The organism is Paenibacillus sp. FSL K6-1230, assembly GCF_038002385.1.
GTDB lineage: Bacteria > Bacillota > Bacilli > Paenibacillales > Paenibacillaceae > Paenibacillus > Paenibacillus massiliensis.
Genome location: NZ_JBBOCK010000001.1, coordinates 4,485,603 through 4,510,163, shown reverse-complemented (window position 1 = coordinate 4,510,163; position 24,561 = coordinate 4,485,603). Strand labels below are relative to the sequence as shown.

Below are 24,561 nucleotides of genomic sequence, written 5' to 3'. Positions count from 1 at the left end.
GGGCATCATACCGTTTCGGCTTTCGCACGCACTCGGCTTTTATAGGGAAGGCCATGTGGGAAGTGGGAGCAACATCGGCCTGAACGGGCAGGCAGCAGGCGATGTGCCAACAATCGCAGAGAGGCTGGGGAGTGGACAGAGTATAGTTGGAGCCAGGCTGTGAATTTATAACGCATATCGGGGGTGCTAAGATGGAGAAAGCTTTTTTGGAACGAATAGATACCGTTTTCCTGCGTGTTCCAAATCTGGAGCAGACGCTGGCATGGTATTTGGAGCATTTCGGATTCAGTGTCAAATGGCGAACAGATGTCATTGCGACTTTACAGGTCGGTGGGACGACTCCAATTACACTGGTGCAGCAGGATACGGTTGCCGAAGAATATCCCCTCTTTAACTTCTATACGGAGGATATTGAGGATGCACATGCGCGAATGACGTCAGCAGGGATACGAACGACGCCTATTCGGGATTACGGGACAGTACAGCTGTTTGATTTTTGGGATGAGGATGGGCATGTATCGAATGTATGCCACTATTAAGACTGAGGAGGCTTAAGGATGACAGTGTACGTTACGCAGGAGCAACGGGATTTCTTTACAGAGAATGGCTATCTTGTAGTAAAGCGAGTGTATCGGCAGGAACAGCTCACACGACTGTGTGAGGAGTACGCGGCGATCTGGCTTCAATTGCTGGCCTCGGGGCAGGTGAAGCAGCAGGCCCATGATCCCTTTGCCAGTCTGTATCCCAATCGGCTGCGGGACTTTCATCAGGATAATGAGGGCATTCGTGACTTCATGATGGAGCCATCCGCTATCGGAGTGCTCAAGGAACTGATCGGCGAGGAGCCGATTGCCGTCCAGTCAGGCTTCTACTACAAGCCGCCCGGGACAAGGGGGCTTGGGTATCATCAGGATAATTACCATATCGGAGTCAGTCCGGACACGTCTTACGCAATATGGGTCAGCATTGATGGAGCAGATCCGGAGAACGGCAGCCTGCTCTTCGTTCCGGGAACGCACCGCCTTGAGCTGGCATCGGCCGAGGTTGTGGCAGGCAGTACGAATGCGTATAGCAGTGAGATATTGCGGGTACCTGAGGGATATAAGGCGATTCAGATTGAAACGGAGCCAGGGGATATCGTTATTTTTACAGGCAATACGTATCATGGATCGACCAAGAACAAGAGCCGCTATCGGTATCGACGCTCCTTTGTTACCCATTTTGCCCCACAGAGCACCGACAAGGTAACACTGAACTATAGCCATCTGGTGGATACCCGTGGCTCTAGGGTCCGGCGTAGGTTGAATACCCGCTCCAAGATTATGGAGACGCAGCCCTCAGTCTTTCATTATCATGACACGCCTTACTATGATCAGTTCATTCATAAGAAGCAGCAGCCGCATTCACAGCCTGACAAAGGATAACTGCACAGGGGAACAAGCGGGACAGAGCGGTAGAGGAAGAACTACGGAGGATCAGCAGAGTGAGGTCAGACGGAACAAATATCACGAGCGATACCAGTATTAGACCAATCAGGGGGAGAGGCCATGAAGCTCACGTATCCGCTAAAGAGCAGCAGGGAATGTATGAAGGCTGCCGAGATTGCAGACACGGTTTATTTTTTATCTGAGAATATAACAGATGTACAAGTAAGCGAGCACGCGCTTGAAGTCAGCTACAGTGGGGATCGTTGGGACCAGGTTCGGGAGGATGTTGAAGCGTATGTAGCTGACAATCTAAAGACCCGGCTCAAGCATCGAACTGTGCTGCGGGATAACCGGGAACAGCAAGCAGCAGGCATCACCCCAGACTCACAGACCCGCTCGGCTCAACGCCAACCTTCGACTTCAACTAAGAAGGAAACGGCGACAATGAGCGAGTCTGGTGGACTGGTGCTGAAGCATGATGAGGCGCTCCTTGAACGGGCGCTGGACCAGCTGTTCTACGATCTGGCTCTTCGCCTTGGCTCAGAGCTGCGCAGATATCCATCCTTTCTGAACCTCCCGCAAATGATGCGCAGCGGCTATGCCTATCACTATCCACAGAATGTATATGCTCTGTCCGAAATCCCGCATGAGCGGGCTGTCCTTGAGGAGTACCGCCAGCTGACAGAGAGCAGGAGCTCTACTGTAGAGCTCTTCGGGCACAGCAACCTGTATTTACAGCCCTGTCTGTGCTTCCATCTGTACGATGAGTTGGCGGAGACGGGCCATATCCCCGAGGGGCTGGAGGTCTATTCAGCGGAAGGGCGCTGCTATCGGCATGAGCACCGTGCACGGGTGAAGGCTTTTCGGGGGCGGGAGTTCCGCATGAGAGAGATTATGTTCGTAGGTGAGCCCTCACAAGTGACGGCTATGAGAGAGACCATTGTTGAGCATGTGTGGGAGTTATTCAACGAATTGGGGTTAAAGGGATATCTGGAGACGGCTACGGACCCCTTCTTCTACCAAGAGGATAGTATTATGAAGTTCTACCAGCAGTCCGGTGCTTTGAAATACGAGCTGCGTGCAGCCCCGGACGGAGCTTCGGATACGGCGATCGCATCCTTTAATTTGTGCGGTGATGTGCTGTGTGGTGCTTATCATATTCAGCCTACTCATGGCGAGCTTCATTCAGGCTGCGTAGGGCTGGGCATCGACCGCTGGCTTCAGGCACTCCTCTATGTACATGGTAGAGAGGTACAGAGCTGGCCTGCGGATGTCCGTAAGCGACTTTTTCCATAGAGCGTTATTAAGCGCTATCAAGATAGTCTGGACATGAAGCACAACAGGCATCCTGTCTCCATTCGGGAAAGGATGCCTTTTTGCTGTACCGTTCAGTTCTCAGAAGGAGCAGACGTTCAACAATCGACCATTCAGATCCCGGAAGTCGAAGGTGCTCATGCTGCCATAATCTCTGATCGGGCCCACTTGAATGCCGCGACTGCTCAAATGCTGATGTGCAATCTGAATATCCGCTGTGAAGAAGTTAAAGATCGGATGCTCCTCCTCCAGCACGGATGCATCAATTAGCGTTACTGGCGTTGTCTCACCTGTGGTCAGGGCACAAGCTCCGTCGGCCTGAAAAACAGGCTTCAATCCGAGCTTATGCTTATACCAATCAATTGCTTTCCTAAAATCCTCCACTACGACAAAAACGGTGTCCACGCGTTCGAACAAGGGCTGTTGGTTCAAGACGTTTCCTCCTTAGCATTCATATCTTTCACCTGTGTGTATTCACTGGTCATGCAGTAATGTGGGCTCGTGCTGTTCCTATGCCTCACCCTGCAACAGGTCGTTTGATGTCAGGTCGGACAAGGCGCAGTGTACTGGATACATTGTAGTGGAGGGCAGGAGGGGGGGCTTGGCTTTTGTTGTCCTTCGATCCCACGCCTGAAGCCGATTGTACGTAGAAAGCCTGTGCTACGATGGCAGAGCGGATAACCTACAAGGAGGGAAGCTATGCAACTGGCAGTGGAAGCAAAAGGTCTAAGCAAATCTTACAAAATACCAGTCAAGCGAGAAGGTCTGCGAGGAGCACTGAAGGGAATGGTCAAGCCTTCCTACCGGATTACACAGGCAGTGAAGGAGCTGGATCTCCGCATTGAGGAGGGAGAGCTTGTAGGCTTCATTGGACCTAATGGTGCTGGTAAGACCACAGTGCTCAAAATGTGCTCTGGCATTCTGACACCTACCTCAGGGGAGATTCATGTGCTAGGGCATATGCCTTCTCGACGCCGGGCGGACTATCTACGACAGATCAGTTTTGTCATGGGTCAGAGAAATCAGCTATGGTGGGATATTCCAGCCGTTGATTCCTTTACGCTGAACCGTGACATCTATGACATTCCTGAACGAAGCTTCCGAGAGCGGATTGAAGAGCTTGCCTCTGGGCTTGATGTGATGCATTTGCTGAACGTGCCTGTGCGCAATCTGTCACTGGGAGAACGAATGAAGATGGAGATTATCGGAGCATTGCTGCATCAGCCCCGCATGGTATTCATGGATGAACCGACCATCGGTCTGGATCTGACCTCACAGCGCAGTCTGAGGGCATTCATCAAACGATACAATCAGGTATCGAACACGACGATTATGCTGACAAGTCACTACATGGCGGATATTGTCTCGTTGTGTCAGCGGATCATTGTCATCCATGAAGGAAGGATTATCTATGATGGAGACCTGGCAACAGTACAACGGCGAATGGGAACGAAGCAATGGGTCAAGGCAAGGTTCGCCGTTCCGCCCGATCGTGCCTGGCTGGAGCTTCATACCGACAATCCAGAGCAGCAGGATGGGCTGTATATTTTCAGAGTTGAGCGTCAGGAAGTGCCTTCATTTCTGACTGCACTCGGTCAATGGCAACCACAGGAGATCAATGTGGAGGACCCGCCAGTAGAGGATGCTATCGAACAGCTGTATGCAGGGGAGTCATGCCATGAAGCCATGGATTAAATATGTTACCGTGAGCAGACTTGCGATTCAGGAATCCATGATGTACCGCCTGGATTTTATCGTATCTGGTGTCATGAACCTCTATACACTGGTAATCCCCTTGGCCATGTGGGTGACCATCCTAGCAGGTGGCTCGGAGATTGGCGGCTACAGCCTGCGTGCCATGGTGACCTATCTGATCTTCGTCGCAGTGCTGCGAAATATCGTTCTGGCGGAAGGCTTCCATTACCAGCTGGCCGATGATATTGAGAATGGTCGCCTGCATCAGCATCTGCATAAGCCACTTCATTATTTCGTGTACATGTTACACATGCATGCAGGTCGGCGAGCTGTACATCTGTTGTTTCTGGCGCTTCCCGCAGCAGCAGCCATGGTTGGTCTAATCTATGCAGACTATATCACTGCAGAGGGGCTTGCCCGTCATGCCATCTATGTAGTATTGAGCATGGTGCTGGGAACAGGTATCAGCTTTCTAATTTTTTTCTGTATGGGCCTGCTTTCCTTTTGGGTAAGGGGCTATCATGTCATTTTTATTTTTTTCGGAAATATGTTCTGGTTCCTGAGTGGTATGTGGTTCCCGCCGGATGTATTTGCATCGCTGAGCTGGCTGCTCCAGCTGCTGCCTTTCCCATATCAAGTCTCATTCACAGCGAATATTCTGTCTGAGCGTCTGACGACGGAGGCCATCTTGGAGGGCTTGATGTATCAGGCAGGCTGGATTGTGCTGCTGGGAAGCGCAGCCTGGGCCATGTGGCGGTTGGGATTGCGCTCATACCAGGCTGAGGGGGGATAACTCATGCGGTATGCCAAAATTTATCGAAGCTATCTGCGGATCTCACTGATTCGGGAGATGAGGTCACCTGCTCAGCTACTATTGTGGAGCATGGGAATGACTGTGAATTTCGGATTGTTCGTCTACTTCTACTACACGATGTACAGTCAGGTGCAATCCATCGCAGGCTGGTCCAAATATGAAATGATGTTTTTTCGTGGCTTCTCCGAGATGTTCTTTACTATCTTTCTTATGCTCACCGTGAACAGTCTTCAGTCACTGCCACGCAAGATTGTGACTGGAGAGCTGGATTTCCTGCTGCTCAAGCCTGTGGATTCGCAATTTTCTATCTCCCTGTCGGAGCCGAATCTTGGCTTTGGGCTGAATCTCCTGACAGGGGCCATCGTGGCCGGCTACAGCTGGGTGCACATGGAGGCTACCGTCGATTGGTGGAGGTTGGGATTGGCACTAATCTATACTTTGCTTGGTCTTGGCCTGCTGTATTCCATGTGCATGGTGATTGTCACCATCGCCATCTGGGCGAAGCGTGCGCAGTTCGTCAGTCAGGTGTTTTTCTCGCTATTTGGATTTTTGTTTGTTCCGGCTTCCTTTTTCGGGGGGGTGCCACGTGCGATCTTCTCTTATATGCTGCCTGTGCTGTTTGTGTTCACCGTTCCGGTGAGCTGGCTGCTGGACAAGGCTACCTGGGGCATGGCTTTTGCCGCCGCCGTGTTATCACTGGGGTGGTTCTGGATCAGTCGTGTGTTCTGGAGACGGTCCGTTCAATTCTACACCAGCTCTGGCTCCTAAGGGTCGTTTTTTGGGAGGAGTATGTGCTCATGGGATATTGCTCCTTTCATGGTAAGCCCTATTGTAGAGATACAAAAGCGGGTCTGCTCTGGTTACCCAGTGATAAAAAACCAAGTAAGCAGAACATGTTAAATTCCCTCTGTGATAAATTTATAATTACAACATTTTGCATATTTCGACTTTTATTTATTTGAAAGTATGGTTTTAAGGCGATGACGTGCCAGTCGAACATGCGAAATGATCATTATCTATCATCATAGGGGGTATTTGCCAATGGATTTGCTGGTTTTATTCGTAACCACATCATCATCCGGCAAGAATCATCAATGTCTGGAGCAGTTATCCCAATCCGCCAACCTGGTCATTATTCGGACAATAGAGGAGGCGGCTACTGCTGTCAGGCACTATCGGAGCAAGTTAAATGTGTTTTTGACCCTAGAGGAATCTTTCTCGGACCAATGGCCGCTTCATCAGCTTATCACCTATGGGGCATCCGTGTTCTTCAGCAGTCTCAACGATCATCATATCCGCATGATCAATGAGTGGCTTCGCCTCGCGAAGAGCACACCGGATCGTTCACAAGAACATGCTTCATTCCACCGATCTCTCGATTTCATTCATCAAAATTTGTTCGACAGCTCCTTGTCGCTAGATGCAGTATCCTCGCACATTCATGTAAGCAAGCAATACTACTCCAAAAAATTTCAATTATTCGCTGGTATCGGCTTTAAGGACTACATCATTAACAAACGGCTTGACAAAGCCAAGCACATGCTAATGCGGGGGGAGGCCGTTACCCATGTCTGCTTTGAAGTGGGATATACCGATCTAACGCATTTTACGCGAATCTTCAAGAAAAGAGTGGGTGTCAGCCCTTCGCAGTATCGCCGGACCCGATCCGAGCAACGGAAGTTCATGCCGTTGTACGGGAATTGAGATATGAGATATAAGATAGAAGGCTGATTGAGTCCATGTGAAGGAGAGACGATATGTCTTTTAAATTTCCATTTTATTATCAAAGAGGTCCCTTCAAGCCAGTTCAGCCCGGTGAACCTGCACACAACATCGTGTTCTGGAAGGATGCTCGCTATTACGTGCTACTCTTCTTGTTCAGCTTTGCTTTTGCAGGTCAGAAATTTCTTGGCTTTCATCAGCGCTGGGACAGCCTTATCGTGTCTGTCTGTACGACGATGCTGGTAGAGCTCATCATGGTTCGGATATTGTACAAAAAATGGTCTTTTCCACTCAGCGCTCTTATATCGGGCATCGGAATTGGCCTACTGCTTAGCTCGTATACGCTGTGGCCCTACGCCCTGGCCGCAGTGCTGGTAATCGTCTGTAAGCATGCTCTGCGACTTGGCGGCAGTCATATCTTCAATCCCAACAATATCGCTCTAGTCATCGTGCTGACCTTCATTCCACAATACGTGGTCAGCACACCCAAGCAGTGGACGAATTCATGGGATGTGATGGCCTTCATTTTGATTCTGGGCTTCATTGCGGCAGCCATGGCCAAGCGTCTGGATACAGTGGTGGCATTCGTCAGCAGCTTTGCCTTCTTCGCGCTGCTTCGTCATACGCTATTTGGTGAACCTATGTACTATGCCTTTGGTCCGTTGGTCGGTGCCTCCTTTCAATTGTTCGCCTTCTTCATGATTACCGACCCGAAGACGACGCCGCAAGCTCGCTGGGCCCGGATTACGGCAGCCTTGCTGATCGCATTGGTGGACGCTGTTCTGCGAGTTCAGGGAGTTACCAATTCTCCATTTTATGCAGCTTTTGTCGTCACGATCTGCTTCGGTCTTCCTTACCGCTGGCTTATGCTCCGACGGAGTAACACCTTGAAGGGGGAGGTCACGGGATGATGGTCTATTATGAGCTACTGGAGCTTAGTGAGCATTTTAATAATCAGGGCTTCACCACCTATGAACAACGCACAGAAGGTCGCCTGACCATTGCCTCTAATTCCTTTGCAGCGGAGCTTGTTCAATTTGGCGGAATCCATGTCGTGAATAACGTACCATTCCGGCTTGCTTCAGGAGAGACAGGTGACAATATGGAGATGGACCATCAGCGAATTGTGCTTCCCGTAACAACAGACAAAATGTCGTGTATTCATGTGCTTGGTGTGTCTGAAAATGCAGACCTGTACGAGGTGGTTCAATTTTTCAGGAATGGTCGACTCATACATGAAGGGAAGCTGGCTTTGTCCGATCTGATATCGGTCGAGCCGGCCTTTCATGATATGCTCGCCTTTACTATGCCATACATGCATACACAGACTGGCAAATATACACGCATCCAGCCGAGCATGTGGCATTGTGCCCTTAAGCTGCCCTCAGACGGAGAAGCGCCAGACTGCATGGTGCTGAGTGAGAATTTGTTCATGCATATCTTTGCGATGACAGCCGAGTTCAGGAGGGATACTGATGGATTACTTGCCCTACCATAGCAATTATCATAGCTGCACCAATATTATTATCACAGCCATGCTTAAGCGCCTGGGCGTGAATACCGAGTTGATCTGGTCACAGGCGGGCATGGTTTATTGGCCGGAAAAGGATGGCTTGTCCATCATGGAGCCTTACTATCTGCCCATTGCTGAGCAGCTCCGCCACTATCATGGTGTACAGTGGGTGGAGAGTACTGCCGAGAGCGGGGAAATCTTATGCGAGCAAGTGGATGAGATCCTTCGTACGGGGGTAACTGTCGGCGTCATTGCTGATGTATATGAATTATCTTATTTGCCTGTGCTGAAGGGACAGATTCACGATATGCACATGCTGGAGGTGATTCGTGATGCGGGAGAGCATTATGAGATCTGCGATCACTACTATCGCTATGTTGGACGGATCGCCAAGAAAGACCTGATTCGGGCAACGAATAGCTACCGGACGCTGTACCAGAATTATCAGGAACTGTTCTGCTTTTACATCACTAGAGGAGAGAAGGTCGAGCAGGCAGAGCAGGACTTCAATTACTACACCCCGATTCTGATGAATGCCATGGTGATGAATGGCGATACGTCTGCAATTCCGGTCAAAGAGCGGGCGTCCTATGGGCTCGACACCTTCCTTGTTTTTCGCGGAGAGCTGGAGCAGCATGCTGAGCTTGTCAGCAAGGACTGGCTCAATCTGATGTACAAAATGATCCGGGAAATGTCTTACAGTCGCTATCATTATCATGTCTTCTTGAATCTTTGTGGTCTGCGAGAAGTGGCAGAGACAGTCCTGGAAAGTTCTCAACAATGGATGGTGCTCGGTAATCTGGTAGCCAGAGGTCTGCTCCGGGAGGAGATGCGTCCGTTGGTTCCCAGGATGAATATACGGCTCGAGCGCATTGCTGGCCATGAGGAACAAAGCCTAGGCATGATGAATGATTGGATAGTCCGGCATCCTGACCGTGTACTTAAGCTGGCCTGACCCGGCGGTTGTGGCTAAGAGCTCACCTGAGTGCACTATGTGCCCCAAAGTGCCTTGGCGCTCACCAGAGTGCAGCAAAAGCCGAGTATACAGGATTACAGAATTTTTAAGATAGATGCAAGCAAGAGGCTATTCTGATGCGGATATAAGGAGGGAGGATGCTGGGAATAAGATGGGCATATCAGGTAGGAATGTGGAAGGATCAAGTGGAGGAGGCGCTTCACTGGGCAGGACAGACTCCCATAAAAGCTGTAGAGATCGGTGGTTCCCAGCTAGAAGTCTATGAACAGCATCCGGACAAGCTGCGAGCGATAGCACAGAGGAACCAGGTGGACATTGTCGCCGTCTACGAATTTGGCCATTTCGATCTGTGGAACCGCCGTCGGGGCTTGTATCTGTTTCATGAGCAGCGTGCACGTCTGATGCAGCAGGCAGGGATTCCAGCCGTCGTGCTTGGACCCGGACTGCAAATGGTGCGACAGCGATTACCAGAGGATGAGCGTAGAATGCAGCAGGTAATGAGCGAAATCATAGAGCGCTACAGCCAATACGGCATTCATACATCAATTCATCCGCATTGGGGGCACTGTATCTTCCGAGAGGAGGAAATTGCACGACTCATGGAGAGTACTGACGTACGCGTGCAGCTTGTGCTGGATACGCTTCACACGGCGGAAGGGGACATGAGTATGCAGAGCTTGCTGGACAGATATGGTGGGCGGGTATCAGCGATACATTTCAAGGATTATAGTCATGTGGATGTGAAGGACACGGGTCTCCAGCGCCAGCGCTCGAGCCGGAGAACCAAAGATGAGGCGCTCGGACAGGGGCAGGGAGAGTTGCATAAATTATGGGGATATTTGTGCGATCAAGGATGCGCTATACAGGTCGTGCTGGAGTCGCCTGATGCGTCGCCATGCCCGAAGACAGCCATGAACGATATGCTGATTTATGCGCTACGGCGCGGCTGGATAAAGGAGGAATCTCATGAGGATCGTCATTGATCTGGATGGCACCATATGCAGTCTGAAGCGGGAGGGGCAGAGCTATGAGGATGTGGTACCACTGCCAGGTGCGGTTGCTGCCTTACGTCGCATGAAGGCCGAGGGCCATGAGGTCATTATCTATACGGCTCGTAATATGCGCACTAGGGAAGGGAACACAGGCAAAGTGGTAGCCTCGATCGGCAAGCTCACGCTGGATTGGCTGGAGCGTTATGGCATTCCCTATGACGAGATCGTGTTCGGCAAGCCTTACGGCCATATTTATATTGACGATCTGGGCTGGGGCTTCTCGGGCTGGGAGGCTGCCGAGGTTCAGCTTGCGGCGTGTAGGGACAGGCTAGCGGGTAGGGATATCACATGAATATTGTTATCCCCATGGCTGGTGCAGGCTCCAGATTTACGAGCAAGGGCTTGACTCAGCCGAAGATGCTGCTAGAGGCAGCAGGAAGGCCGATGCTGTACTGGGCGCTGGATAGCCTGGAGCCTTATGTGAATCTGTCGGGTACGATCTTTGTCTGCCTGAATGAGCATCTGGAGCATTACCCACTGGCTGAGCTGATCAGAGCTTACGTTCCTGATGCAGTCCTAGTGGGCATTGATGATGTTCGTAACGGTCAGGCGTTGACTGTCCTGGAGGCGGCGCCTTACATGCAATTAACAGAACCACTGCTGATCTATAATTGCGATACGTATACCCGGCTGGGCTCAGACAGCTTCCGCTTGGCTGGTGAGGCTGATGGTGTCATATCGGTATTCCCTTCCAGCTCTCCGGCATACAGCTATGTGAGAGTGCAAGCTGACGGCTATGTAGCCGAGGTGAGGGAAAAAGAGGTGATTTCTGCCTATGCCAGCACGGGCTTGTATCAATTCGAACGTGCGGAGGACTTCGTGCAAGCTGCTGGAGAGGCTGCTGCCCGATGGACGCCGGAAGCGGGTGAGTGCTATGTGGCCCCGCTCTATAATCAATTGATGGCGAAGGGCTATCGTTACCGTATAGCCAGGGCGACGGGATGTTATCCACTGGGTACCCCTCAGCAGCTTGAGGAGTTCGCTCGACATGCTCATCAATGGACCGGGAAGGGGAGGAAGCAGCTTTGACTAGTATATTCTTTGGCTTAAGCGGCGGACTTGGTCCAATCGTTCGAAATGCTCCAGCCGCTGAGAGGTTCAAGGAGCAAGGGGCTCGCGTCAGCATGTCCATTTATGGCGAAGGGAGCATGGCATGGGTCAGGCGTCTGGGCTATGAATTGCTCGTTGATGATGATCCGCTCATGCCAGCAGAGGACAGTCTTCTTCTACCCCAGCCGACAATCTACAATGTGGACCATTATTTTGCCCAGATGGGGCTACTGGATGAAGCCTTTACAGAGTCGTGGATTCGGCATCGCATTCAAATGCTGGAGCAGGAGCGACCTGATCTGGTTATTGCCGATATGAGCCTTCACACGCTACTCGCGGCTAGGGCTCTTGGCATTCCGTCCATATCAATGGTTCAGTCCTGCTACCATCCTGATGGCAAGCCGATGTGGTATTGGGGGCGAGCTCCACGTAATCTCCCTCGTGTTACACCTGTGCTGAACAGGGTTCTTGTTCGTCTTGGCATCGCGCCCGTTCAGCGCATTGAGGAGTGCTTCAGGGGGGATGTGGATATCGTGCCAGGCATCCCTGAGCTGGATCGAATCTATAACAACACCGTACGTTATGCAGGACCGCTCTCCTATCCGCTTCATCCGTCCATTCGACCGCATTGGGCCGGGCAGCATGAGCTCTCCATTCTGGTCTATCCGGGCAGGATGGAGGACTCGGCCGGCGTGTCTGGTCGGCGCGTGCTGGAGATGGTCCTGCAAGCATTTGGGGGACAGCCAGTAACTGTCGTCATTGCCAGCGCGGAGCTAACAACAGAGCAGGCCGCCGATTGGCCGGATAATATATGGCTGGTACCCGCACTGCCTGATGAGCAGGTCGCTGATTTCGATCTATTCATTCACCATGGTGGCCATGGTAGCTGTATGGCCGCACTTACGTACGGTGTGCCGTCGCTCATCTTGCCAACGCATACTGAGCGCGAATTCAACGCGCGGGCCGTTCATAAGCTGGGGGCTGGAGAGTATGTCTGGCCTGGTGCCCTGACGGCTTCACATCTGTATCACTTATCCATCTATATGCTGGAGGATGAGTATGCCTGTAAGGCTCGTGAGCTAGCCAGGGAGATTAGTTACCGAGGCTATCAGGGAGCTGAGCTAATATACAGCCTTGGCACACAGCTCATGGAGAGCCGTCGACGAATGACTTTTTAGCAACGGAGTTCATCCGGAAGGGGAGATTTTGTTATGGCTATAGTGATGGAACAGGTAAAAGAACTGCTGGGAACGAAGCTGGATATCCAGCCCTCCGATATTCAGGATACAGATCGACTTTTTGAGACACTGGGCATTGATTCGGTCGCTGTCATTACGCTGCTGCTTGATCTGGAGCGGGTATGCCATGTTGCTTTTGATATGGAGGAGCTGTCCCCAGAGCATCTCGCTACAGTAGGCAGTCTGAGTACCTACATTGAGCAATTGCAGGCGGATGCCTGATCTGGCAGAACGGAGATGAAGCGAATGAAGCTATTGATATTGGGGGGAACAGTCTTCGTAGGCTACCATCTGGTACGCTCTGCGCTGGAGGCTGGTCATGAAGTTACGTTGTTCAATCGTGGACAAAGCAATCCGAATGTCTGGAAGGAAGTAGAGCACATTCAAGGGGATCGGGAGCATGACCTGGGACGGCTACACGGTAGAAAATGGGATGCAGTCCTTGATACGTGCGGTTATTTGCCTCGTCAGGTTCAGAGCTCGGCGGAGCAGCTGGCAGAAAGTACGGAGCACTATACCTTTATCTCCAGTATTTCTGTATATCGTGACTTTACACAGCTTCATACTGGAGAGGATGCCCCGGTGACCCCTCTTCCAGAGCAGGATTCCGAGAATGTCCGCAAGTATTATGGAGCCTTGAAGGCGGCCAGTGAATCGGCGATCAGTCGAATCATGGGAGAGCGGGCATTGCATGTTCGAGCTGGTCTGATCGTGGGGCCGCAGGACCCTACACGTCGATTCGTGTATTGGCCTATGCGGGTTCGACAGGGGGGACAGGTACTAGCTCCAGGCTCACCTGCTGCCAGACAGCAATTCATAGATGTAAGGGATCTGGCCGATTGGGTCATTCGAATGGCTGAGCAGCGGAGAGGCGGAGTGTACAACGCTGTAGGACCTGAGCGACCGTGGAAGATGGATGAGATAATTGATGCATGTATGCGAGTTACCGGGGTGCATCCCGATCTCACCTGGGTTGCGGATGAATTCCTGTATGAGCGGAATATAGGGGCATGGAGTGAGATGCCTCTATGGTTCCCGCAGCAGGGAGATTTTGCTGCATTCAGGCATTACATGGAGGTGGATAATCGTCGGGCGATGGCTGCCGGACTTAGCTTCAGATCGCTGGAGGATACCTTAAGCAGTGCACTGCACTGGGCAGATCTCTCAGGCGCTGAGCTACAGGATGGTGTCGTACTTGATCCGGCTAAGGAGAAGGAACTGCTTGCTGAGTGGCACCGGCTTAACCAATAGCTCTTATATGTATCTAATGGAACTACAGTAATATGCGCGACAAGAAACTCCTAAGCTCTGTAATAGCTGCTTAGGAGTTTTTGGGGTTACCTCTGGCAGATGATGCTGTTGCCTTTGATGTAGATCTGCTGCCCTCAAGGATTCATCATACTGGCTGGAACTGGTACGTAAGCAGGATGAAAGGTCTCATGAATATACATGGCAGGCCCTTCGTTCGTATGGATTACGTAATGCTTGAAGAGAGCATGACTGTGTTCGTCATTCTCCCCCCATATCCGCACCCCCCATCCCAGCTGCTGCCGGTAGGTGAGACTGCCGCTGCCAGTAAGAGCCCGCCCAATCGGAATATTCCGACCATGGAGCTGCCCCAGCAGCGTCTGGATACGATCCAAGCGCGCAACGACATGATTATGCGATACCCAGCTTCCTTCCGGTGTAGCCAAGCGGGAGATGCGGTTCAGCAGCTCGCCTGGTTCAGCAAGCTTCAGAAGCTGTCGAATGTGCTCGCTCAGCTGGTGGGCAGGGACAGACGATTGCTGTAGTACTTGAACTCCTAGCTCGGTATTCAGCAGAGCTTCAAGCAGTGTGGTTGTGGAGCCGTCACTGCGCAGTAGCATCCGTAGGCAAGCCTCCAGATTCGTTCTCGGGCAAGGCTCTAATCGTGTCATTTCCTCATCAACTCCTCTGTTCGCTCCAGCAGGATGAATCCCAGGTGAGAAAAGGGGCCTGCTTGAAGTATCAGTATTCGGGTACCGGATGTGCATGGGTTGTTCTCGCTTAGCTCCTGCAGACTGATTAGGCTATCCGAACCGTGCAGATTGTGAGCCGACTCACGCTGCCGGGTGTAGATTGGACATGGAAGCAGTTGACTTAGGGAGTCCAGAAAATCAGTATTCAGATGCTGAACGATGGCATAGCTCAAGGAATGATCACAGGATGCGTGTTCCTGGGAACATTCAAGCAGGAATGCTGTTAGCTCCGATTTGCATTGCTCCAGTAGAAGCTCTTGCTGCTGGCTATGCTCAGCTTCAGACCAGCTATAAGGATCAGGTGAAGATAGCGGACGACTGTAATGGCGACTGCGAATAATCCTCCATTCCCCGCTTACGGGAGACAGGATGCATGCCGCAGCGGCATCGCCCAAAGGGAAAGATGATGATTTAGTCACAGGAAAGGAGCGGGTTTCTTTGGCAGCGGTCACAAAAAGCACAGGTCCTGCTCGCTTGTCCCCCCCTGGATCAGCCAGCCAATCCAACAGCTCCAGCGTCCCTGACAGTGTACTTGAGCCGCAATGAGAGAGGGCGAATGGCAATAGCCCTTTTAGCCCCAGTGTCTTCTTGAAGTACAGGGCGGGTGTCAGCTGATAGTCTGGCTCAGCCGTCTCCGGGCAATAGATGAGATGCTGAAGGGGCATCCGGACGCTATTGTTTCTTCTCAGCAGTTCGTTAATTGCAGTAGCAGCCAAAGCGAATGCAGGTACGTCCAGATTCGTTGCTTGAGCTGTGGATGCTAAGCAGCTGTCTGTACCAACGGATCGTTTTGAAATAGAGCAATCAAGAGCAGCACCCCTTCGTTCAGTTACCTCTTGGTTGTATTCCTGCCACATCATGGGCAAATAGTGCTGCATCATCCATTCATAACCTCTGGCATAGCCAAGGGCCTCGATATCTGATGCTTCGAGCGTGGACGTGATACAAGTTGGTGACGATAGGTACCATCCTGACATGGATTCGTCTCCTTTCGGTTCAGTGCACACTTACACTTCTCTAGTGGCGAAAGATCGTACAGCCGAATGTGCTGCCCATCCCTACCGTCAGAGTCGCGAACCAATCCCCTGGCCTCAGCCGTTGTTGTTGCTGGGCGACCTCAATATTCAACAGCGGATCAGCATTGTGGGCATGTCCAACCAACGGCAGGGTGGGGTAGAAGAACATGCTCGCAGGTAACCCACTAGCGAGGGCCACTTGCTCCCAGACAACACAGTTTATATTGGACGGGATTACAAGAGACAGCTCGTGTGGTGCAATGTTTGCTTCTGCCAGTGCTGTATGTAGCACCTTCACCAGTCCGAGAATGAAGGTGTTCTGGAACCATTCATACTCATGCTCCGGTGCCAGCATGCTGTGATACAGGGTGGCATCTGAGCGAAGAACAGAGGCTATGATCTTGTTCCTGCGTCCTGGGTAGGTTATCAGACCGGCGGCAGCCGCATCCGCAGATATTGTGCTGTTTCGCAGATAGCGACTATGAGGAAGAATCATTTTATCCGCAGCCAGCAATAGTACGGATCTATGAAGATGACGGCAAGCGTTCGCCGCGATGCGAAGAAGCAGGTCTATGGAGGCGCAATTCATCTGTGAAACAAAGCGGACCGGAACATGCTCCAATCCCCATCTGGTCTGTAACTGTCCAAAGGCGTCGTAGTGATCCGGTGTAAAGGCTGGGAAGGTAGAGGTGCATAGCAGCAGCCCGATTCGATGCTCATCCTCGCTAACAGACTGCAACAGCCTATCAGCGGCGGTTGCTGCCATGTCATGTACTCGCAGCGTCTGTTCGACAGCAATGCAATCAAGTCCGTGGCCATCCGGCAGCTCTGCTAGCCTCTGCGTATCCACTCCTAGCTCTGTAGCATGTCTGCTCAGACTAGGACGCCATGCCGGAATATAGCTCGATACATAATCTAGGCCAGGCATAGCCGTGCTCTCCTCTCTATTTCTATCATTAATCACCTCGACCGAATATGAGCTGAGTTGAATGATTTAACGACCCAACATTTATTTGATCTGGGCAAAGGCAAAGTACGGTCCTCTGATCAGCTCATTTCTTAACATAACGAACCCCATAACCCAAGTACATGAATCAGACGTGCATACTTCGTTAATCCCGTCGTCAATCATTAGGATTCGACCACTTCCAACAAAAGCCGAGATGCCATAGTTAACTGATAACTATAATGAATGCACACCATGCGTGAAAGGAGGATTACGATGGGCCGCATTGCCAATCTTCTGCGAGATTGCTTGCCTCACCGGACCGTGATTACAGATGGGGACCGAAGTGTGACTTATGGCGAGCTGCTTGCTTTTTTGAAGGAGGCTACCTTCCCTTCCATGCTTGAAGCTGGGGAAAGGAACTGTCCTAATGTAGGGCTTGTCATGGATCAATCACTGGAATCCATTCTGCTACTACTTAAGCTGCTGGAGGACCAACGATCGGTGCTGCTAGTAGATGCCATGCAGACGCCTGAGGAAGTGGAGCGTGTGGCAGAGACCAGTGGGGTATCGAGGTGGGTAGTTCCAGCGTTATGGGTGAGTTCTTTTCACGAGTCATTGAAGGCTTCGGCAATGGACTGTGGGCAGATATGGACGTATTCGTCTGGGGAGAAAGTTGACTACCAGCACGAGGGAAGACACAAGCTCGACCACAATCACAATCAAGAACTGGTGTTCCTCCAACCTTATCGGTCAATCCCGCTGGAAGCTTGTACAGATTCATCATTCAGCGCGCGCTCTTGTGCTATTAATGACCGGGGCGAGTTGTCGGGGGCAGTTGTTGAAGCTGCTGGCTCAATACATGAGAGTGAACGATTGTATCTTCTCAGTTCGGGTACGACAGGCTTTCCCAAGGTAGCTTGTCTGAACCTCAAGACGATCATTCAAGAGGGGGAGAAGTACAATAGCTGGTTCGGCTATGATCAGGTCGACACCATTGTGGCAACAGTTCCCTTAAATCATTTATACGGCTTGAGTGGTGGCTTGTTCGCGGCACTGATTGGAGGCATAACCTTGAGTGTGTGCAGACAGCCGACACCGCGAAGGGCAGCAGCCCAGCTCCAGAATGGTGGGCGCACCATTCTTCTCGGCGTTCCTTCGTTCTATAGGCTGCTAATCGCAGCACAGCAGCTTGATCGGCAAGCGCTTGCTTCGCTGCAATTCGGCATTTCCGCCGGAGGACCGCTGTCGGCTGCTGAAGCGGAGCAATTTGAGAGTAAATTCGGACAGCGGGTACTGCGACTATACGGGAGCACCGAGACTGGAGCGGTGGCGGCAGAGCATTTGTTAACACGAGGGCGTCCACAAGCCTGCGGCATGCTACTTCCGGGAGTCAAAGCCCGTGTATCTGCGGAAGGAAGACTTGAGGTATGCGGAGAGGGAATTTTCGCTGGGTATATCGAGTATGGGGCAAAGCTTGTACCTCCAGTAATGATGGATGACTACTATATAACAGAGGATTACGCCTCGCTAATCGGTCAGGAACTGATGATTACAGGTCGGCGCAGCAAGCACATCAATGTTGCGGGTCGCAAAATTAATCCGCTGGAGATCGAGCATGCCTTGCAGCAAATGGAAGGCGTAGTCAGCGTGAAGGTGACCGGCGCTCCTGACAAGCTCCAGGGTGAGATTATCAGGGCCTGGCTCGTGACGTCTGCGATGTTAACCCAAGCAGATGTGCGCAAATACCTGAAAGGGAAAGTTGCCCCCTATAAGGTGCCACATGACATTCGAATCACGGATCGTCTCCCGGGTTGGAAGACGGCTTATGCAAGCGAGGATGTCAATGAGACAGGTCGAGAGGAGGAAAGCAGGCATGAGCCTGGAAACGCGAGACAAGGAGGACATCAGGCGTAGCGTGCATAGGGCATTGCTAGAGAGGGAACAGAACGATGCAGACCAAGGACACTTTGGACAGCAGAACCTGACTGTCGAATTCCGCAGTATCAATGAAGCTGAGAGCTCTCGCGTTACGAATGGGGATTCGCAGGAGCTGTCACAGGAAAATTCACAGGATATATCACAGGAGCTGGACATGTCCTCTGTCGCTTTTATCAGCTTCATGATCACGTTGGAAAATGAATGGAAGGTCGAGCTCGATCCAGACAAAATCTGGGGAGATGATTCTCGTACATTAGAACGACTTGTGGATTACATTCATACTTCAGCATGCCATGGGTGCTGAACATGCTGAAGAAACAGCGGATGACGGCTATGGCCATTCAGCTATACCTTCCTGAGTTCACTGCATCAGTGACTGAGCTAGCGGCCACTGCCCGGGAAATAGGAATGGAGTTCTCGGTAGAGCGCGAGAGAAGACTCCAAGATGAATACGGCTTCAAGAAAGTTCCTCTGGAAGCAGAGGGGATGCGCCTGACAGACATGATCTCAAAGGTATGCACTCCTTTATTGCGCTGGGCCATGGCTACTGGTCGAAGAGTGGATAGGATCTTGTTGGTCCGTACACTCGATTCGTATTGGCAGGACGAGCACCCACTGCGGGAGGTACGAATTCAGGGGGCTGTAGGGGTTCCGATTCATTCGCTCTCACAGCACAATTGTGCTTCGGTACACGTGGGCTTAATGACAGCAGAAGCCCTGTTATCTAGTGGAGCAGCAGATGGAATCATGATGATTACTGCGGATAAGGCTTACCATCCGTCTCTACGGCAGCTTCCACATTCCTTACTCGGCGATGCAGCAGCAGCAGCCTACCTAAGTAACTCTCCGGGAGAGCATGAGCTATTGGCGATCAACTGCCGCGTCAATCCATCCATATATGCGGGCTATCGTTCGCCTGTCCATGAACTTGCCTGGGAGGAGACGACGTATCTGTTCCGCATCCGGCAGCTCATTCGGGATACCTTGCGAAGTGCAGGGATGAGTATTCGGGAGCTGCGGATGATTATTGGCAACAATGTCAATCGATCCACCTGGCGCCACCTGGCCAGCATGATGGGGGAAGAAGAGGAACTGTGGTATACCGACACGATCGCCCAGTTCGGACATCTCCATTGCTCGGATATCTGGTTCAACATCCAGCATGCGATTCAGGCTGGAAGACTGCGGGAGGGCGACTATTATCTTACCGTCTCGGTGGGTCTGGGAAGTCTGGGCTGCTCCATTCATCAGTACAGTGGCAGCCGAACCGGATAAGGCCATGTCCATGTATCGGACAAGCTCTTACAGGTCCGATAAGGCATGGTTCTGATCGCCATACGGTGTGTGACAGGCTTGGAGCATATATGAGCCCTTCAGAAAGGAGAAGCCATGAACATCTATCTGTCATCCCCCACAATACAGCAGGAGGAGATTACGGTCTCGGAGCAGGCTGTTCTATCGCAGCAGGCTTCTGCTCCTGATGGCTATATCTGCGCACTGTTGCATAGCGAACAAATACCGTCTCCGGCAGTGCCTGCTTCAGACGGATTTAGATATAGCCAATCAAAGGATTCAAGTGTATTTCCTGGTTCTAGTACATCGCCCAGCTCAACGGTCCGGATAGGTACTCAACTGCTGGCAGCGCTGCATACTTCGAATACAGGTGTGCATCCCCAGCCGGATTACCTATGCTATGCACATCAAAGTTCAGCTATAGACCCTGGGGAGTTGCCTGTCCTGCATATGCTTCATGGGTCTGGGTTGAAGCATTGCTTTCCGCTTGCTCTTGGTCAGCAAGGTAGTATAGCTACCGTCGGGGCGATCGAGCTATTAATCTCCTTGCTGCATACGGGCAAAAGTCGACGGAGCATTTTGCTGGCAGCCGATGCCGCCTGGGACTCGCTACGCTCTATACACGCTCCAACCCTGTATCCATATGGCGGTATGGGGGCGGCTTGTATACTCTCGGGGGGGCCTGATCGTTATCGACTCTACCAAGTGAGCTATGACTTGGGATCAATGGCGACAGCTGCTCCCCATCATTGGTCATCTGCAGATTACGACCATGTTGCTGCTGAGACGGGTCGCTGTATGTTACGGCTAGCTACCAGCCCTCTGAGTCAGGGACAGGCTGACTGCCATGATGAAGGGGATTTTGTCAGTAAAGGGCGGGTCTGCTGGATACTATTTCATCATATTTCGGATTCCCTGCTCCTGTGGCTGGAGAGCGAAATAAAGGGCGATTTGAATAGTGAATCAAGATGCTCTTCGCTGTATGGAGCTACGACGATTCATGTATACCGCAGAAATATGCACCCGCAGCTGAATTTACAATGCTCCGATCCTCTGGTATCGCTGTATGAACTGGAGCAGAGCGGCGCACTGAGAGCTGGAGATCGAATACGGCTCATTTTTGCTTCGCTTGACTTCGGTGCCGCGATGCTTGAATTGAGCTGTGAATAAAGGTCAAGGAGGTATGACAGATGCTTGCTTTTGTATGCTCGGTTCATCACTATGCACAGCTGTACGAGTGGGCGAACGAGCAGGGACATTCCGTGCTTCATACAGAGTCCATGAGGGAATTTGTCTCTCAGAGCACAGAAGAACTCGGACTAAGTCGACTGTTCTGGCTTGTGGAACAGCCTGATGATCAAGAGTATGAGGCTGCCCGATACCTATGTCTGAATCATCCGGAGCTAACCGTGTGGTGCATCACGGAGGATGTAGATCAGTACATTAGCCAAGAGCTGGCGGCATTGGGTCCGCAAGTTGTGGTGTACACCGAAGTTGACTTGATTAGTTATGAGAGGCAAACAGAAGATGCTTCTGATGCTACGCGCAATAGAACGATTCTGCTGCTGGAGGGGGTGTTCTATGACCAGGATTTGTGCAGCATCAATAATTATGGCGTGTTACACCCTTTACCTGAAAGAGAGCGCGCCCTACTGCATTTCCTGTTGGAAAGGCGTGGGCGGTTCGTAACCACCGAGGAGCTTGTCCATGGACTGTGGGACGAATATGCCAGTCCAGATCTGCTCCGCCAATATGTGTACAGGCTGCGACGTAAATTGCAGACTCCTGTCGCGCCGAATGGGTCACTGCTGCATTGCCGTGGGGCGGGCTATCTGCTCCTGCCACTTCCTGACGTCAGGAGTCATGACGTCCTGCTGCAGCTGCAGATGAGATGTCTTAAAGGTCAGAGCAGAGCAAAAGCAAGCGCTGCTGGCGGTGCAATGCATGCATCATATCAATTGGGATGGAGGACGGTATAACATGAGCGATCAAGTAACACCGAAGCAAAAATCGTTTTATGAGGATTGGGGGTATACGGTACTGCGTGGCGTGCTTTCGCAAGAGCAGGTGAAGCGGGTCAATCACAGCTTTCATCAGGTGTGGATTGATCTGCTGCGCAGTGGAGAGATCGTGCAGGATGCCGGCAATCCCGTCGAAAGTCTGTTTCCCCGTCTACGTGACAATCATCTGACGAGATCAGATATTGCAGAGCTGCTACTGAGCGATGCTATATTCGATATTGCATCTACGTTGCTGGCTGAGGAAGCACTAGCGATCTCTAGCAGCTATTATTTCAAGGCTCCTGGCACTCGTGGACTCCCCATGCATCAGGATAATTACAGTGTAGGTGCAGCACCCGGCACGACCTGCTCGATCTGGGTATCGCTGGGGCACAGCAACGAGGCAAATGGAGGTGTCTATGTCGTACCTGGCTCACACAAGCTAGGCTTGCTGAAGCCGGAGCTTGCCGAATCGAGCTTATCAGAATATGGGGAGAAGCTGGAGCTTCCCCAAGGCTACGAGAAGCTTCAGCTTGAGCTTTTTCCTGGTGATGCGGTGGCCTTTCATGGGAATCTGGTACATGGATCAGGTGAGAATCGTGAGAAGAGTCGGTTTCGTCATGCGCATGTAACGCATTTCACCGGGGTAAGCGCCAGAAGCGTCAATATTAACCACAATACGCTGATGAACCGTCAAGGTGAGCGTGTTCGTCGTCGCCTCAATACAGCGCCGAAGCTGAAGAACGATACGCTCAAGGGAACCGAATGGAGCGGAATTGGAGGAAGTCCGCCATGGAAATAATCTGTGGCATCGGTATGGATATCCAGAGCATCCGGGAGCTGGAGAAGACGATGGAGCGAGGTGGCGAGCACTTCCTTGCCAAGGTGTTCACGGCGCATGAGATCGAATATTGCCGTCGCCACGCCGCACCTGTCCAGCATTTTGCAGCACGCTGGGCAGTGAAGGAGGCGTTCTTCAAGGCTGCTGGTGAGATAATCACCCGAAAATACCAGTTTCATGATGTCGAGCTTCGCCATGAGAGCTCAGGAAGACCTTATATCCAATTGTACGGGGATGCGGCTTGTGAGCTTGAGCAGCACGGAGTGGGGCTATGGACTTCACTATCGCACTCCGGGGAATATGCAGCAGCCCAAGTCATCGCTGTAGCACAGCAGAATCTGGGAAGTGCACGTTCATGAGCGGCCAAGTGAAGCAACTACCCGTGAATGCGAATCCGGGCTTCGAGAGTGAATGCTATCACAATTTACGGCTGAGTGCGGTACTGGCTGAACAAGCATGGCGATCTTGGGGATTGAGCCATTTCGTGAATCTCATCGTCAGAGGTAGGCCAGAGGGGCAAATGCCGATGGTACGGTTCGAGGAGCATCTGGAGGTATACAGCGGTGTGCTTGATGAGCATAGGCTTGCTGGGGGGCATGCTTCCCGTGCAGGTGCTATCCATACGGACCGAGAGACCCACATCACGGCGATTCGTAAGGCTATTGATGAAGGACAGTACGTCATTATTTACCTGGATTGGTCTCGGGTACCCTGCTCCAGCTACTACCGGCAGGGAAGAGCACTAGTTCATGATGCCTTGATCTACGGGTACGACGATACAGCCCAGGTCTTCGATGTACTGGCCTTCGAGGTAGATGGCCGCTCCTACGCACCTGTCCGTATCAGCTATGCTATCTGTGAGCAGGAACTGGAGGGGGTAATCCGCGAGCATTCAGAATCTCAGCTCTGGTTCACGCACTATGGGTTTCCTTTGTCAAGCTTTTGGGTCTGGCCAGCCGCTCGCGCAACGGGTGTGCAGCGGCTCGATACACGCGCTATTTATTTTGCATTGGATCGAGGCAGAATTCAGGCCGCTGCTCTTGCTCCAGATGCGTACGCCAGCGGTTATTATGTCAACTTGTATCTCTCTATGTTCTTCAGCAGTCTTGCAGACGGAGGTAGAGTTGATCCGCGTGAGAATGACTTCTGGAATATTATGATTCACAAGATGACCCAGCATAAGCGCTGGATGCTGCTGCGGATCGAAGCCATGGAACAGCTGGCGGACAGCCCGCTGCTGCAGCATGCCAAGCGTTATTATACACAAGCCAGACGAGTCATGAAGGAGATCAGGGCGGAATCCCTGAAGGTCCAGCGGCAGCCGGATTCATCCAGATATGAGCAGCTGGCTGGATTGTTCCGTACCTTGTATGAACAAGAGAAGCGAGCAGTCCCACTGCTAATGGAGCACCTGGTACGTATGCAATCTACGAGAAACGGAGGGGATCAAGATGAATGAAGAGATGCTGCGAGCCCAGGTTATTGAGTGTGTAGCAGAGAATTTGTCCGCAACGGTGGAGATTGAAGAGACGACCGATTTATTTCAGATCGGGATTAATTCGCTAACATTCATACGGGTGGTGGCTTCACTAGAGGAAGTCTTTGATATTGAGCTGGATGATGAACTGATATTGCTTAATAACTTTCGAACGGTGGAGTCCATCTGCCGGTTGCTGCGAGGCTACGTAGAGCTGTCCTGAGGCCACCCCAACAAAACCAGATT

The 24,561-nt window shown here is 51.7% G+C and carries 29 protein-coding genes; 25 read left to right on the top strand and 4 right to left on the bottom strand.

The annotated features are described in order from the left end of the window. Positions 1-191: 191 nt before the first annotated feature. The 3 genes from MKX74_RS19820 to MKX74_RS19810 all read left to right on the top strand — a co-directional run bounded on the left by MKX74_RS19820 (position 192) and on the right by MKX74_RS19810 (position 2,723). Positions 192-539, top strand: a complete 348-nt coding sequence (locus MKX74_RS19820) for a VOC family protein (RefSeq protein ID WP_018884988.1) — start codon at positions 192-194, stop codon at positions 537-539. Between the two features lie 18 nt (positions 540-557). Next, a complete protein-coding gene (locus tag MKX74_RS19815) occupies positions 558-1,424 on the top strand; it encodes a phytanoyl-CoA dioxygenase family protein (protein ID WP_341179569.1) in 867 nt (288 codons plus the stop codon). Positions 1,425-1,547: 123 nt separating this feature from the next. Further along, positions 1,548-2,723 carry an aminoacyl--tRNA ligase-related protein gene (locus MKX74_RS19810; RefSeq protein WP_341179568.1) on the top strand — a complete coding sequence of 392 codons (1,176 nt, stop codon included), beginning with the start codon at positions 1,548-1,550 and terminating at the stop codon, positions 2,721-2,723. A 99-nt stretch (positions 2,724-2,822) separates the two neighbouring features. Here the strand turns inward: MKX74_RS19810 and MKX74_RS19805 are convergent, their stop codons facing one another. Next, positions 2,823-3,173 (bottom strand): VOC family protein, encoded by a 351-nt coding sequence (locus MKX74_RS19805; RefSeq protein WP_341179567.1) that lies wholly within the window; start codon positions 3,171-3,173, stop codon positions 2,823-2,825. A gap of 267 nt (positions 3,174-3,440) precedes the next feature. On the opposite strand from MKX74_RS19805, the gene MKX74_RS19800 reads away from it, so the two are divergent. The 13 genes from MKX74_RS19800 to MKX74_RS19740 all read left to right on the top strand — a co-directional run bounded on the left by MKX74_RS19800 (position 3,441) and on the right by MKX74_RS19740 (position 14,052). Continuing rightward, the gene (locus MKX74_RS19800) at positions 3,441-4,436 is read left to right on the top strand and encodes an ABC transporter ATP-binding protein (RefSeq protein ID WP_341179566.1); all 996 of its coding nucleotides are present in this window, start codon (positions 3,441-3,443) and stop codon (positions 4,434-4,436) included. Beyond that, positions 4,420-5,229, top strand: a complete 810-nt coding sequence (locus MKX74_RS19795; RefSeq protein WP_341179565.1) for an ABC transporter permease — start codon at positions 4,420-4,422, stop codon at positions 5,227-5,229. The genes MKX74_RS19800 and MKX74_RS19795 overlap by 17 nt, the downstream gene beginning before the upstream one ends. Positions 5,230-5,232: 3 nt before the next feature. Beyond that, positions 5,233-6,018, top strand: coding sequence for an ABC transporter permease (locus tag MKX74_RS19790; RefSeq protein WP_341179564.1), 786 nt, complete (start codon positions 5,233-5,235; stop codon positions 6,016-6,018). 273 nt (positions 6,019-6,291) lie between these two features. Further along, positions 6,292-6,954 carry a helix-turn-helix transcriptional regulator gene (locus MKX74_RS19785; protein WP_018884981.1) on the top strand — a complete coding sequence of 221 codons (663 nt, stop codon included), beginning with the start codon at positions 6,292-6,294 and terminating at the stop codon, positions 6,952-6,954. Positions 6,955-7,007: 53 nt separating this feature from the next. Further along, a complete protein-coding gene (locus MKX74_RS19780; protein WP_018884980.1) occupies positions 7,008-7,883 on the top strand; it encodes an RnfABCDGE type electron transport complex subunit D in 876 nt (291 codons plus the stop codon). Further along, on the top strand, positions 7,880-8,470 hold the full coding sequence (locus tag MKX74_RS19775; protein ID WP_341179563.1) for a hypothetical protein: 591 nt from the start codon (positions 7,880-7,882) through the stop codon (positions 8,468-8,470). Before MKX74_RS19780 ends, MKX74_RS19775 begins: the two co-directional genes overlap by 4 nt. Further along, positions 8,448-9,440 carry a hypothetical protein gene (locus MKX74_RS19770; protein WP_341179562.1) on the top strand — a complete coding sequence of 331 codons (993 nt, stop codon included), beginning with the start codon at positions 8,448-8,450 and terminating at the stop codon, positions 9,438-9,440. Before MKX74_RS19775 ends, MKX74_RS19770 begins: the two co-directional genes overlap by 23 nt. A gap of 158 nt (positions 9,441-9,598) precedes the next feature. Then, positions 9,599-10,444 carry a sugar phosphate isomerase/epimerase family protein gene (locus MKX74_RS19765; protein WP_341179561.1) on the top strand — a complete coding sequence of 282 codons (846 nt, stop codon included), beginning with the start codon at positions 9,599-9,601 and terminating at the stop codon, positions 10,442-10,444. Beyond that, positions 10,428-10,805 carry an HAD hydrolase family protein gene (locus tag MKX74_RS19760; RefSeq protein WP_341179560.1) on the top strand — a complete coding sequence of 126 codons (378 nt, stop codon included), beginning with the start codon at positions 10,428-10,430 and terminating at the stop codon, positions 10,803-10,805. Before MKX74_RS19765 ends, MKX74_RS19760 begins: the two co-directional genes overlap by 17 nt. Next, positions 10,802-11,542 (top strand): glycosyltransferase family 2 protein, encoded by a 741-nt coding sequence (locus tag MKX74_RS19755; protein WP_341179559.1) that lies wholly within the window; start codon positions 10,802-10,804, stop codon positions 11,540-11,542. The genes MKX74_RS19760 and MKX74_RS19755 overlap by 4 nt, the downstream gene beginning before the upstream one ends. Beyond that, positions 11,539-12,741 carry a glycosyltransferase gene (locus MKX74_RS19750; RefSeq protein ID WP_341179558.1) on the top strand — a complete coding sequence of 401 codons (1,203 nt, stop codon included), beginning with the start codon at positions 11,539-11,541 and terminating at the stop codon, positions 12,739-12,741. The genes MKX74_RS19755 and MKX74_RS19750 overlap by 4 nt, the downstream gene beginning before the upstream one ends. Positions 12,742-12,774: 33 nt before the next feature. Next, positions 12,775-13,023, top strand: a complete 249-nt coding sequence (locus MKX74_RS19745) for an acyl carrier protein (RefSeq protein WP_018884973.1) — start codon at positions 12,775-12,777, stop codon at positions 13,021-13,023. 15 nt (positions 13,024-13,038) lie between these two features. Next, positions 13,039-14,052, top strand: a complete 1,014-nt coding sequence (locus MKX74_RS19740; protein ID WP_341179557.1) for an NAD-dependent epimerase/dehydratase family protein — start codon at positions 13,039-13,041, stop codon at positions 14,050-14,052. Positions 14,053-14,186: 134 nt separating this feature from the next. On the opposite strand, the gene MKX74_RS19735 is transcribed toward MKX74_RS19740, so the two are convergent. Genes MKX74_RS19735 through MKX74_RS19725 form a run of 3 tightly spaced genes read right to left on the bottom strand, consistent with a single transcriptional unit; the run spans position 14,187 to position 16,745 of the window. Further along, a complete protein-coding gene (locus MKX74_RS19735; RefSeq protein WP_341179556.1) occupies positions 14,187-14,720 on the bottom strand; it encodes a chorismate--pyruvate lyase family protein in 534 nt (177 codons plus the stop codon). Continuing rightward, positions 14,717-15,778, bottom strand: a complete 1,062-nt coding sequence (locus tag MKX74_RS19730; RefSeq protein ID WP_341179555.1) for a hypothetical protein — start codon at positions 15,776-15,778, stop codon at positions 14,717-14,719. Before MKX74_RS19730 ends, MKX74_RS19735 begins: the two co-directional genes overlap by 4 nt. A 40-nt stretch (positions 15,779-15,818) precedes the next feature. Then, positions 15,819-16,745 carry a 3-oxoacyl-[acyl-carrier-protein] synthase III C-terminal domain-containing protein gene (locus tag MKX74_RS19725; RefSeq protein ID WP_341179554.1) on the bottom strand — a complete coding sequence of 309 codons (927 nt, stop codon included), beginning with the start codon at positions 16,743-16,745 and terminating at the stop codon, positions 15,819-15,821. A 294-nt stretch (positions 16,746-17,039) separates the two neighbouring features. Here MKX74_RS19725 and MKX74_RS19720 point away from each other — a divergent pair, with 294 nt between their 5' ends. From MKX74_RS19720 to MKX74_RS19680, 9 genes are all read left to right on the top strand, one after another. Further along, entirely contained in the window at positions 17,040-18,680 is a 1,641-nt protein-coding gene (locus MKX74_RS19720) for a class I adenylate-forming enzyme family protein (protein WP_341179553.1), read from the top strand. Then, positions 18,640-19,008, top strand: coding sequence for a hypothetical protein (locus MKX74_RS19715; RefSeq protein ID WP_341179552.1), 369 nt, complete (start codon positions 18,640-18,642; stop codon positions 19,006-19,008). Before MKX74_RS19720 ends, MKX74_RS19715 begins: the two co-directional genes overlap by 41 nt. Before the next feature lie 2 nt (positions 19,009-19,010). Further along, entirely contained in the window at positions 19,011-19,979 is a 969-nt protein-coding gene (locus tag MKX74_RS19710; protein ID WP_341179551.1) for a 3-oxoacyl-[acyl-carrier-protein] synthase III C-terminal domain-containing protein, read from the top strand. A 114-nt stretch (positions 19,980-20,093) separates the two neighbouring features. Beyond that, positions 20,094-21,167: a hypothetical protein gene (locus MKX74_RS19705; RefSeq protein ID WP_341179550.1), complete on the top strand. Its 1,074-nt coding sequence runs from the start codon at positions 20,094-20,096 to the stop codon at positions 21,165-21,167. Between the two features lie 20 nt (positions 21,168-21,187). Beyond that, positions 21,188-21,976 (top strand): helix-turn-helix domain-containing protein, encoded by a 789-nt coding sequence (locus MKX74_RS19700; protein WP_341179549.1) that lies wholly within the window; start codon positions 21,188-21,190, stop codon positions 21,974-21,976. Between the two features lies 1 nt (position 21,977). Beyond that, a complete protein-coding gene (locus MKX74_RS19695; protein ID WP_341179548.1) occupies positions 21,978-22,799 on the top strand; it encodes a phytanoyl-CoA dioxygenase family protein in 822 nt (273 codons plus the stop codon). Continuing rightward, the gene (gene acpS, locus MKX74_RS19690; RefSeq protein ID WP_341179547.1) at positions 22,790-23,197 is read left to right on the top strand and encodes a holo-ACP synthase; all 408 of its coding nucleotides are present in this window, start codon (positions 22,790-22,792) and stop codon (positions 23,195-23,197) included. Before MKX74_RS19695 ends, acpS begins: the two co-directional genes overlap by 10 nt. Beyond that, positions 23,194-24,297 (top strand): hypothetical protein, encoded by a 1,104-nt coding sequence (locus MKX74_RS19685; RefSeq protein ID WP_341179546.1) that lies wholly within the window; start codon positions 23,194-23,196, stop codon positions 24,295-24,297. The genes acpS and MKX74_RS19685 overlap by 4 nt, the downstream gene beginning before the upstream one ends. Then, positions 24,290-24,538: a phosphopantetheine-binding protein gene (locus MKX74_RS19680; protein WP_133569502.1), complete on the top strand. Its 249-nt coding sequence runs from the start codon at positions 24,290-24,292 to the stop codon at positions 24,536-24,538. The genes MKX74_RS19685 and MKX74_RS19680 overlap by 8 nt, the downstream gene beginning before the upstream one ends. Positions 24,539-24,561 lie beyond the last annotated feature (23 nt).